General features: G+C 42.3%; 13 protein-coding genes. 10 read left to right on the plus strand and 3 right to left on the minus strand.

Features of this window, described 5'->3' with window-relative positions:
* Positions 1 to 22 precede the first annotated feature (22 nt).
* The gene (locus PY04_RS01785; RefSeq protein WP_014733468.1) at positions 23 to 592 is read left to right on the plus strand and encodes a DUF116 domain-containing protein; all 570 of its coding nucleotides are present in this window, start codon (positions 23 to 25) and stop codon (positions 590 to 592) included.
* Positions 593 to 622: 30 nt separating this feature from the next.
* On the opposite strand, the gene PY04_RS01790 is transcribed toward PY04_RS01785, so the two are convergent.
* The 3 genes from PY04_RS01790 to PY04_RS01800 are packed head-to-tail and all read right to left on the minus strand — an operon-like array spanning position 623 to position 3478.
* Entirely contained in the window at positions 623 to 1531 is a 909-nt protein-coding gene (locus tag PY04_RS01790) for a radical SAM protein (RefSeq protein WP_014733469.1), read from the minus strand.
* Positions 1528 to 2268, minus strand: coding sequence for a dihydroorotate dehydrogenase electron transfer subunit (locus tag PY04_RS01795; protein ID WP_048055895.1), 741 nt, complete (start codon positions 2266 to 2268; stop codon positions 1528 to 1530). Before PY04_RS01795 ends, PY04_RS01790 begins: the two co-directional genes overlap by 4 nt.
* Entirely contained in the window at positions 2246 to 3478 is a 1233-nt protein-coding gene (locus tag PY04_RS01800; protein ID WP_048055896.1) for a dihydroorotase, read from the minus strand. Before PY04_RS01800 ends, PY04_RS01795 begins: the two co-directional genes overlap by 23 nt.
* A 293-nt stretch (positions 3479 to 3771) precedes the next feature.
* Between PY04_RS01800 and PY04_RS01805 the strand changes: the two genes are divergently transcribed.
* The 9 genes from PY04_RS01805 to purQ all read left to right on the plus strand — a co-directional run bounded on the left by PY04_RS01805 (position 3772) and on the right by purQ (position 13069).
* Positions 3772 to 6258, plus strand: a complete 2487-nt coding sequence (locus PY04_RS01805) for an ABC transporter substrate-binding protein (RefSeq protein WP_014733472.1) — start codon at positions 3772 to 3774, stop codon at positions 6256 to 6258.
* A gap of 268 nt (positions 6259 to 6526) precedes the next feature.
* Positions 6527 to 7576, plus strand: coding sequence for an ABC transporter permease (locus tag PY04_RS01810; protein WP_014733473.1), 1050 nt, complete (start codon positions 6527 to 6529; stop codon positions 7574 to 7576).
* A 10-nt stretch (positions 7577 to 7586) separates the two neighbouring features.
* The gene (locus tag PY04_RS01815; protein WP_014733474.1) at positions 7587 to 9017 is read left to right on the plus strand and encodes an ABC transporter permease; all 1431 of its coding nucleotides are present in this window, start codon (positions 7587 to 7589) and stop codon (positions 9015 to 9017) included.
* A gap of 10 nt (positions 9018 to 9027) precedes the next feature.
* On the plus strand, positions 9028 to 9987 hold the full coding sequence (locus tag PY04_RS01820) for an ABC transporter ATP-binding protein (protein WP_048055897.1): 960 nt from the start codon (positions 9028 to 9030) through the stop codon (positions 9985 to 9987).
* Between the two features lie 11 nt (positions 9988 to 9998).
* Positions 9999 to 11006, plus strand: a complete 1008-nt coding sequence (locus tag PY04_RS01825) for an ABC transporter ATP-binding protein (protein ID WP_014733476.1) — start codon at positions 9999 to 10001, stop codon at positions 11004 to 11006.
* Positions 11007 to 11017: 11 nt separating this feature from the next.
* Entirely contained in the window at positions 11018 to 11551 is a 534-nt protein-coding gene (locus PY04_RS01830) for a hypothetical protein (protein ID WP_014733477.1), read from the plus strand.
* Entirely contained in the window at positions 11514 to 12083 is a 570-nt protein-coding gene (gene pgiA, locus PY04_RS01835; RefSeq protein ID WP_014733478.1) for a glucose-6-phosphate isomerase, read from the plus strand. Before PY04_RS01830 ends, pgiA begins: the two co-directional genes overlap by 38 nt.
* A 70-nt stretch (positions 12084 to 12153) precedes the next feature.
* On the plus strand, positions 12154 to 12396 hold the full coding sequence (gene purS / locus PY04_RS01840; protein ID WP_014733479.1) for a phosphoribosylformylglycinamidine synthase subunit PurS: 243 nt from the start codon (positions 12154 to 12156) through the stop codon (positions 12394 to 12396).
* 1 nt (position 12397) lies between these two features.
* The gene (gene purQ, locus PY04_RS01845; protein WP_014733480.1) at positions 12398 to 13069 is read left to right on the plus strand and encodes a phosphoribosylformylglycinamidine synthase I; all 672 of its coding nucleotides are present in this window, start codon (positions 12398 to 12400) and stop codon (positions 13067 to 13069) included.
* The last annotated feature ends 51 nt before the right edge of the window (positions 13070 to 13120 follow it).

Genomic DNA, 13120 nt, shown 5'->3' on the forward strand with positions numbered 1-13120 from the left:
GTTCATGTTTGGGTTAGTTCCAATGACGCTTGATAATATTATTGCAAAACTACTAGCTCTTGGGGCCGATTTGAGTACAAGGAATGCTGTGAAGGCTGCCTTATCTTTGATAAGTGAGAACGAGGAATTAACTGATCAAATATATGTTGAACTCAAGAATAAAGCGTATAAAGATGACTTTAAGAGAGTTCCAGTTGAGAAGAGGGCAATTTTTATTCCTCAGTGTCTCAGAAACATAAAAGCTTGTGAAGCGGAGTTTACTGAGTATGGTTGGATCTGCAAGAAGTGCGGAAAGTGTCAAATCGGAGAAATAATAGAGTATGCTGAGTCTCTTGGATATAGGCAGTTTTACATTGTACCTGGAGGGAGTCTCGTTAAGAAGATTCTAAAGGATAAAGTTCCCAAGGGGGAAATTAAAGGGGCCGTAGGAATAGCTTGTTGGCCTGAGCTTGCTGAAGCCGCTGAAAAGTTATCTTCGCTGAAAATACCCATTCAAGGAATTCCCTTGCTTAGAGCTGGGTGCATAAATACTATCGTGGACGTTGAAAGAGTTAAAGAGGTTTTGCGACTCGGAATTAGGATCGATTTCTAATTATTTCTAAATTGATAATTGCAGGCATGGTTAAAGATCTAGCTTACTCCTTTTAACTAGGGGAGCAACTTCCCTTGCAACTCTTTTCACGCTGAAGAGAGTTATTGGGTCCATTTGCTTCAGTTGAACCAATAGGCAACCACTTATCCTAACATCTATGTACTTCTTAGCCTCCATGGCTGCCTTCAAAAATTCCCTTATACTTTCAGCCCTTTCAAAGTCCAATCCCGCTTTTTTAAGCCTTTCAACATTTAGTTCGTGGATCGTTAATGGCTGGAGGAACATCTCATCTATTCCTGCTTCTGCTGCTATTTGGGCTATTTTTGGTATGTCTTCATCATTTATTCCTGGCATGAAAATAGTCCTTACAGCTGAAACTACGCTTTTGTCTTCGCCAACTATCTTCAGTGCATTTACGACATTTTCGAAGGTATCCGCATTTGTTATCATCCTATGTTTCTCCCTAGTCGCTGCATCTAGGCTTATCATAACAACGTCAAAATCCAACTTTTCCCAGAGTTCTCTAGTCAGGAGGGAACCATTCGTTTGTAGATCCAGTCTTGCCTCTGGAAATCTTTCTCTAAGCATCCTATTTACCTCAACTATTCTTGGCGATAAGAGAGGTTCTCCATACTGGGATATTGTTATTGCCTTTGGATTGTCCCATCCATAATAACCTGGCTTTGGTGCTTTCCCCAGCTTTACGGCTACGTTGGAGTAGCAGAATATGCAGTCATGGTTACAAGCTGGGGTCAGCTCGTAGCTGGGGTGATGGACAGGATTAGGATTTGTTAGGTCTAGCCCTTGGCAATAATTGCAGTGAGTTGGCCATGTTATCTCTTCTACGAACTTCTTTAGCATTCTTGCCTCTTTATTTTCTAGAATTTGAGGCTCAACTCCCATTAATTTGGCAAATTCTTCCCACGAGTATTTCTTCATACTCTCACCTTCCTTCCGTCCGGTAACCTTGAGAATCTGCCAAATTCTGTTTCCTTGAGTTGCTCTCCCGTGAAAACTGGCCCATCTCTGCAGACGAGGTATGGGCCTAGAGCACAACTACCACACACACCAATTCCGCATTTCATGTACCTCTCTGCTGAGATCTGTACTCTTTGATAATTCATTATCTCGAGGATTTTAGCAAGCATTATCTCTGGCCCGCAGGCATAAACTTGGGAGAATTCTTCTTTTCTGTTCCTTAGAATATCCGTTGGAAATCCTTTTACTCCATAACTTCCATCGTCTGTAGTTATCACGACTTCATTAACATAGTTTTCAATGTCCAAAAGAGCTAGCTCCTCTCTGGTCCTAGCCCCATAGATCAGAACTTTTTCCTCTAACTTCCCATGCTTTGCGAGTGCGTATATGGGAGGTATTCCTATTCCACCCGCCATTAATGCGACTTTTCCCTCCACTTCCGTAAATCCGTTCCCATAAGGGCCTCTTATCCATATGTTATCTCCCTCTGTAAGGTTGAACATTTCACTTGTGAACTTTCCAACCCTTTTTACAACAATTAAATCCTTATCCGCCAGACTGAATGGTTTTTCTCCCTTTCCTGGTATCCATACCATTATAAATTGGCCTGGTGTGAAGTTTAGCCTTTTGGAAAATCTAAATGCTTTGATATTCTTTGCAACTTCCCACACTTCCCTAAGCTTGACCCTCTCTAACAACCCTCTCCCCCCTCGGCTTTCCAATAATTTCATCATTTTCCATTACAACTTCTCCCCTTAGAATCGTCATTATAACTTTTCCCCTGATTTTCCAGCCTTCATAAGGACTCCATCCGGCTTTTGTGTAGAAGTTCTCTGGTTTTACAACCCATTCCTTCTTCATATCCACTATTATAAGGTCGGCATCCTTTCCCTCTTCGAACCCCTTGTTCTTTAGTCCAAATATCCTTGCTGGATTTAATGATGTTTTTTCAACAACATCTTTTAGCGTTAAAAGTCCTTTGTTGACTGCATCCAGGAGTAGATGGAGCTCTGTCTCAAGTTCAGGAAGTCCTGCTGCTCCTGCTTCTTTATCTTCTATCGTGTGTGGGGCATGGTCGCTGGCTATTATTGGGACATGCTTCAATTTCTCCCATAGGTACCTTCTATGCTCTTCATCTCTTAACGGAGGGTACACTTTTAGGAGTTTGTTCTTTTCAAAGTCCTTTTTGGTTAGGAATAGATGGTGGGGAGTGACCTCGAAGCTTACCCACTCTAATTTATCTTTGAGAATTAGCTCTATTCCCTCCTTGGTGGAAACGTGGCATATGTGAAGTTTTTTCTTAACTTCTTTGCTGGCCGATAGGGCCTTTTCTATTGCTCTGATTTCAACAATTGGTGGTCTGTTAGGGTATCTTCTTATTAGCTCATAATCTTCAGCATGCACGCTTACTATCCCAGGAGCCTTGGAGTAGTCCTCCTTAAAGTTTCTGGAGTAAATTCCTCCCGTTGAGGCTCCCATGAAGATTTTATAAAAATCTGCGTTTTTAGAGGGCTCATTTCCAGCTATTAAAAAACCTAGGGCATAATCTGCATAGCTTTTCTTTCTGAAGATATATTCTCTCATTTTCAAAGTTCTCTCATCCATTATTGGGGGTTTTGTATTTGGCATATCAAATACCGTTGTAACTCCTCCATGGATTGCAGCTTTTGTTCCACTTTCTATGGTCTCCTTATAGGATTCTTCAAAATCTCGCAAGTGGACATGCACATCTATCATTCCTGGGAGTACTAGTTGGCCCTTTCCGACTCTTATTTCATTGTCTCCTTTTAGTTTCCTTAGTGAAAATTTTGAAATTTTGCCATCATTCACTCCAATATAACCGTCAAATATCCTTTCTTTAAGGAAAAACTTGCCAGATATTACGAGATCCACTATTCTCACCAGCATGATGAGATGTTTTCTCGATTCTTAAGTTTTTTCTAAGTTTCCTATATCTTGATGGAAATTTAAATTGCAAATAAGGAGATTTCTGAGCTTTTTTATAAAATTCCTTGGATAGTTAAAGCTTTACAAGCTTGTTAAGGTTTGATGTAGAAAATCGTTGTGATACGAGTTTTTTAGTAGCTTATTTGTAATATTGTCGTAATCCTTAAATACTGAATCCGATGTATAAAATCATGCCATACCACTCTATTAGTGGCATTATTGTGCCATTTGAGATACACGGCAGGTGATATCCAATGAAGAGGCTGTTTGGCATATTGACAATATTGGTTGCCCTTGGTATGATAGTGACTCCACTTCTAAAGCCAGTAGCTGCAGAAGATCAGAAAGTCCTTAAGATAGCAATGTATTCAGCAACTGGTTCACTCTTTATGGGTGCCTGGAACCCAAGTGCAGCAGGTTTCAGAGATGTATACTCAACTAGAGCAGCAAGCCTCGCTCAAGATGAAGGGTCAAGTGTCTGGGGTATTGATGGAGACTATCATCCATATAGGTGTACTATAATAAAGGCTGAAGAGAATGTTAAGGTTCCCGATGATGCACTAGTTTTCAACTCAACCACGAAGAAGTGGGTTGCTGCTTATGCTGGAAAGACCGCCCCAACGGCAGTGACCTTCAAGTGCCAGAAGATATACTTCCATGACGGTCACAAGCTTAGTGTCGCTGATGTGATGTACAGCTACTATTGGGAGTGGGAGTGGACAAGCCAGGATGGTGACAATGACCCATACTATGATAAGAACGAGGCAGACTGGAGTGCAGAGACAATGCAGAAGCTCCTCGGTATTAAGGTTGTAAGTGAAGATGACAACCACTTCGTTATAACGATCTACCACACCTACACGTTCCCACCATACAAGAAGTACCAGTACTGGTACTTCACGCCATATGTATCCTTCCCATGGCAATTAATCTATGCAATGAGCGAAGTTGTTGCTCACAACCCCAAGTATTCATTTAGTGAATCCACTGAGGAGGTTCAGCAGATTGATATGCTCACCCCCGAGCACGCAAAGGCTGTTATGGAGGAGCTTGAGAAGCTTAAGAAGGAGAAGCCAATTCCAGATGCTATTAAGCAGTTCATCTACAACGAGCAGGATGAAATTAAGGAGTATGACGACATAATTAACTTCATAAAGAAGCACAACCACATGTTTATCTCAACAGGTCCATACATAATCGATGTCTATAAGCCCGAGAACCTCTACCTTAGGTATGTAAAGTTTGACAAGTGGGTTAAGCCTGAGTATGCTGAGCCAATGTACAACTTTGAGCCATACTTCGATGTTATAGAGCTTTACGGTATACAGAACGAGAACACGATAATCCTTGGTGTTGCTAAGGGTGAGTATGACCTATCCTGGTACTCATTCCCATCATTCAAGTTCTCCGGTCTAAGCGAGGAGGACAAGAAGAACATTGACATGTACGTTAACATTGGTGGATTCTGGGACATGGTTTGGAACCCAGTTCACGACAAGGACAATCCATACCTGATCACAGTTGGAGACAAGAAGTACTTCAACCCATTCGCAATTAGGGAGATAAGATTTGCAATGGAGTATCTCATTAACAGAAACTACATTGTTCAGAACATCCTCCAAGGTTCTGGTGGTCCAATGTACACCCCATGGACGAGTGGTGACAAGCTTGCAATTGAGAAGCTCAAGCCTGTTGTCGATGCATTTGGAATTGATGCCCAAGGTGACGAAGAATATGCTCTCCAGCTCATTGATGAGGCAATGCAGAAGGCAGCTGAGGACCTCAAGAAGATGGGATACACATTAGAGAAGAAGGATGGAAAGTGGTACTTCAACGGAGAGCCAGTTAAGATCGTAGGTATCGGAAGACAGGAAGACGAAAGAAAAGATGAGGCATACTACATCGCCAACATACTCAAGAAGGCAGGATTTGAAGTTGAAGTCAAGATTGTTGACAGAAGAACTGCAAGCAAGATGGTCTACCTAACAGATCCAGCTAACTATGAGTGGAACTACTACACTGAGGGTTGGGTTGCAGGAGGAAGTGTCAAGTTCTCAATTAGCAGGATTCTCCAGTACTACACCACCGCATGGTTCGGTCCTGGATTCGTTGGTTGGAAGTTCACTCCAGAGAACACCTACAGAGCAACAGTTAAGGAGGTTCTTGAGTTCCTTGGCAACGGAAACATCCAGGATGCAATTGACATGCTTGAGCTTGAGTACTACACAAGTGTTGACAAGCTTAAGCCAATCCTTGACTGGACTGCAGATGACATTGGATGGCTTATCTATACCAGCCACTACAAGAACATGACCCTCGACTCTGAGGCTAAGTACTGGGACATGACCAAGCTCGGTGCTGCACTCGGTATTTATGAGAGCTTCAGAGTATTCACTGCAGAGAACTGGGAGTTCTTCCCAGTCAACAAGAAGATCAAGTTCAGGGTTATGGATCCAGCAGTTGGTCTTGGTAACAGCATCGTTATGAAGAGCGCATACCTTGCAGAAGCTCCCGAGACGCCTACTAAGACTGAGACAACAACTACACAAACCCAGACACAGACAGCTACTCAGACAACAGCAACCCAGACTGTAGAGAAGACCCAGACCGTGACCCAGACTGTTGAGAAGACTGTGACTGTTACGCAGACTCAGACTGCTACTGGTGGAGGCATTTGTGGTCCAGCGGCAATAATTGCCCTGGCAGCAGTCCCACTCCTCCTAAGAAGGAGGAGGCGCTGATTTTCTCACCTTCTTTTTTGATTTTCTCTTCTAATTGTCGTTTTGAACTGTTTTTGTTATAGTACTACACTAAAACTCCTACAAAGAGAACCCTTATGGCATCGTAAATGCTTCTGTAATAATCATTAGTTTTTCCTATTAATTGATCTCTTTTTCTACCATTTCGATGTTTTTCGAAAAGAAAATATTTAAGGTAGTTTTACAAGCTTGAAAAAGATAATGCTCAAAAATGTTCGTTACGAATCGGAGTTGAACAGGAGGGTGAGAAATGGGGATGGGTAAATATCTGCTCATAAGAGCTCTCAATGCTCTGATAGTCCTTTCAATAGTTACCCTAGTAGTATCAGCACTTTTCGTGAAAATGGCTGAGAAGGATTTAGAAAATAGAATACAGGAACTAGTAAATTCTGAGTATCAAAGTTTAGTTCAAAAAGGTAGAGCCCCTGCAGATCCAGAAGCTTGGAGAGAGGAGAGAATAGCATACTACAGGCATCAATTTAAACTGGACAGACCGTACTGGTGGAGAGTTTTGTATTATGCGAAGAGGACAATAACCCTTGACTTCGGAAACACAAGAATACCAATATTTGGTACGGAAAGAAATGTTAAAAACATAATAGCCCTCGCCCTACCGAGAACGATTCTCTTATTCACTACGGCTCAAATTATAGTCATTATCATAGGTCTGCTCTTGGGTGTTAAAGCAGCTCAAAAAGTTGGAAGTCTCTTCGACAGAGCACTCTCAATCCTGGCATTGATAACCACGAGCATACCAATGTGGTGGTTTGGAATGATGATGCTCCTTATATTCGCGTTTAAGCTGGGCTGGTTCCCAGCAAATTCAATGCCTGATCCTAATCTAACAGGTCTGGCCCATGTTTTGGATGTAGCTAAAAGGTTAGTTCTCCCTGTGACGACAATAGTCTTTGTTCTGTTTGGAGGATGGGCATGGGTTACGAGAAACATAATGATTGGTACCATGCAAGAAGACTTCATAATGGCTGCTAGGGCTAAGGGTGTTCCAGAGAGGAAGGTTATCTATGGGCATGCTCTAAGGGCTGCTGCTCCACCAATAGTTACAATGACAATATTCTCCCTCCTTGGTTCCCTTGGAGGTGCAATAATTACCGAGAGTGTATTTAACTGGCCAGGGATGGGAAGAGTTTATTGGATTGCAATCCAGACAAACGAGATTAACCTCGTTATGGGGCTGACTTTCATTAGCGTGGCTCTCTACCTAATAGGTGTGATAATAGCTGACATATCCTATGGTTTCCTCGATCCGAGAGTAAGAGTTGGTGCCTCAGCAAAGATGTGAGGTGAGTAAAATGGTTAGGTGGGTTGATCTTAAGGACTCAATTTCAAACTTTTGGTTTGAGTTCAAAAGGCAGAAGACGGGTATACTTGGCATCCTCTTACTAATATTTTGGATAGTTGTTGCAATAAGTGCTCCTTACATAACCGAGCCTGACATTCCAGATAAGTGGAAGACTATATGGATAGATTACCCAAAAACAGTTCCTCCAACTTGGGTTAAGTTCTTTACTGGGGTTGAAGAGGCTCCTCACTACGTTATTCACTCGGATCAGCTTCAGCAGTACATAACAACAACTTCTCGGGGTGTAATAATAGACATTCCCTATAACATGAAATATGATGTCCCACCTCAGGATATTGTTATCATGGATATTTCAGGAAACTCCACAAATAGACGTCTAAAGCCATCTCTAACGCTTAAAGTTAAGAGACCTGACGGGGAGGAAATAACTCTTGTATCTGGGTTAAAGATTAAGGGATCAACTGATGTCCAAGTTGCGAGGGATAGCTCAGTTAGAAAAGCCGTAATAAACTGGGTTAAGCAAAAGACTGGGGTTCAGTTAGATCCAACTAAAGAATTTGAGCTAATAACTACGTTGGACACACTTAAGGTTGTGTTTGCTCAAGTATCACCTGACATGTTAGATAATCCAAAGCCCCTCAAGGGAGAGTATCATATCATAATAGAGATCAAAACTCCAAAAGGTACTTCTGTAGATCTATCAAAGACTGAAGTGATATTTACTGGAAGAACCTACGGATATTTAGGAACCGATGACAAGGGTAGAGATCTATTTGCTGGAATAGTCTGGGGATCGAGAGTTTCACTTTCGATTGGTATAGCAACGGCTGTTCTAACGGTTCTAGTGGGTATTTTCTACGGTGTTGCTGCAGCATACTTTGGAGGATGGACCGATGAGATAATGATGAGATTCCAAGAATTCATGGCTTCAATTCCGAGCTTGCCAATCCTTATCCTACTTGGTACATACTTTGGAGGCCACATACAGCTTTGGCAAATAGTTCTCTTACTTACCGTGTTCGGATGGGTAGGAATAGCGAGAGTTGCTAGAAGTATGGCATACCAGATCAAAGAGCAAACTTATGTGGAGGCTGCTATAGCACTTGGTGCAGGTACTGGTAGAATAATCTTCAAGCACATGGTTCCGCAGTTATTGCCTTACGCATTCGCTCAAATGGCACTTAGCGTTCCAGGAGCAGTTCTTGCAGAGGCATCTCTTAGCTTTCTTGGTCTTGGTGATCCAACTCAAGTAACTTGGGGACAAATCCTTCACGATGCACAAAATGCAGGAGCTGCAGTAAATGGTTATTGGTGGTGGGTAATTCCACCAGGACTTGCGATAGCTCTGGTAGCATTGACATTCGTGCTATTAGGTACTGCATTGGATAGAGTTCTTAACCCAAGACTCAGGAGATTGTGAGGTGGGTAATATGGCGAAAAAAGTCCTTGAAGTTAAGAATCTTAAGATGTATTACTTCACCTCTAGGGGTCCAGTTAAGGCCGTTGATGATGTTTCCTTTGACCTAGAAAAGGGAGAAGTAATGGGACTTGCAGGAGAGAGCGGCTGTGGAAAGTCTTCAATAGGGTTCACACTAATGGGAATGCCTCAGCCTCCCGGAAGAATTGTTGGAGGTAGCATAAAGATCGATGGAAGAGAAATAGTCGGACTTCCAGAAGATGTTCTAAGAAGAGAAATTAGATGGCAGAAAATCTCAATGATATTCCAGGGAGCTATGAATGCTCTGAACCCAGTTTATACAATAGGGTACCAAATGATTGAACCTCTAATTTATCACAAGGGAATGGACAGAGAAGAGGCATTAGACAAAGCAATGAAATATCTAGAAATGGTGGGACTTGACCCAGAGATAGTTTATCGGTATCCTCATGAACTTTCAGGTGGTATGAAGCAGAGAGTCGTTATAGCCACGGCATTACTACTTGAGCCCGACATTGTCATAGCCGACGAGCCGACAACAGCATTAGACGTTGTAGTTCAGGCTCAGATAATAAACCTCATGAAGAGACTCAAAAAGAAGCTCGGTCTTTCAATGATATTCATTACTCACGACCTTAGCATTCTCGCAGAGATAAGTGACAAAGTTGCCATAATGTACGCTGGCAAAATAGTCGAGATAGGACCCAGCGAGAAGATATACAATGAGCCAGCCCACCCATATACACAGAAACTCCTTGCTGCAATTCCAAGGTTGCATGAAGATGTTGAAAAGCTTGAGTTCATCCCTGGAAGTCCACCAAACCTCATAAATCCACCGAGCGGATGCAGATTCCACCCAAGATGCCCATATGCAATGGATAGGTGTAAACAGGAGGAACCAAAGCTTGTTGAAGTTGATAAAGATCACTATGCTGCATGTTGGCTCCTGTGAGGTGAGAGGGAATGGCTGAACCCGTGCTTAAAGTTGAAAATCTCAAAAAGTACTTTCCTGTTAGAAGAGGGCTGTTGGCTTCACTAAGAGGGGAGCCCCCAAAGTTCGTTAGGGCAGTTGATGGGGTTAGCTTTGAAGTTTACAAGCAGGAAGTGTTTGCGTTAGTTGGTGAGAGTGGTTGTGGTAAGACAACAACAGGAAAGCTCGTAATGAAGCTGTTGGAACCAACGGACGGAAAGATATACTTAGAGGGCGTAGATGTTACTGAGTTAAGAACCAAGGAGGAGATTAAGGCATACAGAAGAAAAGTACAGATGATATTCCAGGATCCGTTCAGTTCAATGAATCCAAGATTCAGGATATATGATGTCCTTGAAGAACCTCTCCTTATTCATGGAATAGGAGAAACAAGGGCAGAGAGAGAAGAGCTTATATACAAGGCCCTTGAAATGGTAAAAATAGTGCCTCCAGAAGAGTACGTTCACAGATTTCCCCACATGCTCTCTGGAGGTCAAAGGCAGAGAGTTGCAATTGCTAGGGCTCTCATCTTGAATCCAACGTTTATAGTGGCTGATGAGCCGGTCTCAATGCTTGACGTTTCTATTAGAGCAGAGATCCTGGAGCTTATGAAAGAGCTTAAGGAGAAAATGGGTGTTACCTATCTCTACATCACCCACGACCTCTCTACGGCAAGATACTTTGCTGACTGGATAGCAGTGATGTACCTTGGAAGGATAGTTGAAATGGGCCCGGCCAAGGAGGTTATAGACAACCCAATACACCCATACACAAGAGCTCTATTAGCGGCTGTTCCGGAGCCTGATCCAACAAGAAAAGACGTTATAAAGGAGCTACCGATCAAGGGTGAAGTTCCAAGTGCCGTGAACATACCACCGGGATGCAGATTCCATCCTAGATGTGTCTACTTCAAGAAGGGTCTTTGCGACAGAGAGGAGCCCAAACTCATAGAATATTCCCACAACCACTGGGTTGAGTGTCACCTGGCTGGGAAGATATAACGGTGCCGAAGATGGGAATGCTTAAAGCTTTGAGATATCCTACGATCCTAGTAGGACTTTTTCTTCTTTTTATATCCCTTGGAATAGCCTTTACAGCTATGAAATCCGAGCTTGTTGAGAAGACGCTATCAGGACAGCTTACTCCCGGAACGCACTTAGTTGGAGACAGTGATATAGTTATAATTGTTGATGCTAATTTAACGCTGTTCTCTGAAGATGCTAATGTTTCTGTTTCATGGAGGGGAAAGTATTATTCATTTGAACTTAAAAATGAAACAAGGATTTTTAAAGGACTTACGGATTTCCCTATAATAACCACGGATGGGAATGTGAAATATGAACTAACTGTTGTTGGATATTCATATCCATACTCTTGGCTTTCTCCAGTAGGTTTTGTTGTAATGATAGCTGGAAGCGCTCTTTCTTTGTTAGGGTTCGCGAGCTATCTTCAGGGAGAGATGGAAAAGGTCAAAAGGAAGAAAAGAAAAAACACTGGTGGTGGTGAAGATGTACAAGGAGCCACTTGGCGTAAGGGTGGACTTTGAAACTGGGGTAATAGAGGGAGCGAAGAAGATAGTTAGAAAGCTCAGCGACATGAAGGGATACTTTGTAGATGAAGATGCGTGGAGGGAACTCGTTGAAAAAGAGGATCCAGTAGTCTATGAAGTATATGCGATTGAGCAGGAAGAAAAGGAGGGTGACTTAAACTTTGCTACTACAGTTCTATACCCTGGAAAAGTTGGAAAAGAGTTCTTCTTTACGAAGGGCCACTTCCATGCAAAAAAGGATAGAGCAGAAGTATATGTTGCCCTCAAGGGAAGGGGCGGAATGTTGCTCCAAACCCCAGAAGGGGAGGCTAGATGGATCCCAATGGAGCCTGGAACTGTAGTTTATGTTCCTCCTTATTGGGCTCATAGAACCGTAAATACTGGAAGTGAACCTTTCATATTCTTGGCAATTTATCCTGCAGATGCTGGCCACGATTATGGGACAATAGCGGAGAAAGGATTTAGTAAGATAGTCATTGAGGAGAATGGGGAAGTCAAAGTCGTTGATAATCCAAGATGGAAGGCCTGATTATTTTACATTTTTATGTCAAAATAATGCTTTTAAACATCTCTTTTTTACACGATTTTGGTAATGCGAGATGAGGTGGAAAGTTAGGGTTCTCGTTAGGCTAAAGGAGGGCCTTAATGATCCTGAGGGAAGAGTCATTGGAAATGCACTGAAGAATCTTGGCTATAGAGTGGAGAGTCTTAAAGTGCCAAAGTGCTTTGAATTCTTCTTGGAAAGTGAAAAGCCTGAGGAAGAAGTAGAAGAGATGTGTAGAAAGCTTCTGGCTAACCCCCTAATTCATACATGGGAATACACAATTGAACCGGTGGAGTAATATGCCCAGATTTGCAGTAATAGTTTTCCCCGGGACAAATTGCGACTTTGAAACTGTTGACGCGATAAGAAAGGCGGGTGGAGAAGCGGAGAGAGTTTGGTACAAAGAGTCCATAAAAGATTATGATGGGGTTGTTTTGCCAGGCGGATTCAGTTATGCTGACTACCTAAGAGCAGGAGCAATAGCGGCGAGGCAGAAAATAATTGAAGAAGTTAGAGAACTCGCTGAGAATGGAAGTCCAGTACTTGGAATATGCAATGGGTTTCAGATTCTTACTGAGGCAGGCCTTTTGCCTGGAGCATTAAGACCAAATAAAATTCCTAGGTTTATCTGCAAATGGGTAAATCTCCGAGTTATGGACACAGAAACAGCTTTTACAAGTTTATATGAGCCTGGAGAGATAATAAGAATGCCCATAGCTCATGCTGAGGGCAATTACTATGTTGATGACCCATATAAAGTTCGCATTGTCTTTCAATATAGCGATGAAAGCGGCAAAGTGGATGAGGAGAGTAATCCAAATGGCTCTGTGATGAATATAGCAGGAGTGGCAAATGAAAAGGGAAACGTCCTTGGTATGATGCCACATCCAGAAAGAGCTAGTGATATTTTCCTTGGAAGCGAAGACGGTCTTAAAGTATTTAGAAGTATGGTTGAGTGGGTTAAGAGATAGAATTTTTTCATTATTCTTTTTGCAGAGGACTTCTATTAGACATTTTTCTGT

The sequence above is a fragment of the Pyrococcus sp. ST04 genome (assembly GCF_000263735.1).
Lineage (GTDB): Archaea > Methanobacteriota_B > Thermococci > Thermococcales > Thermococcaceae > Pyrococcus.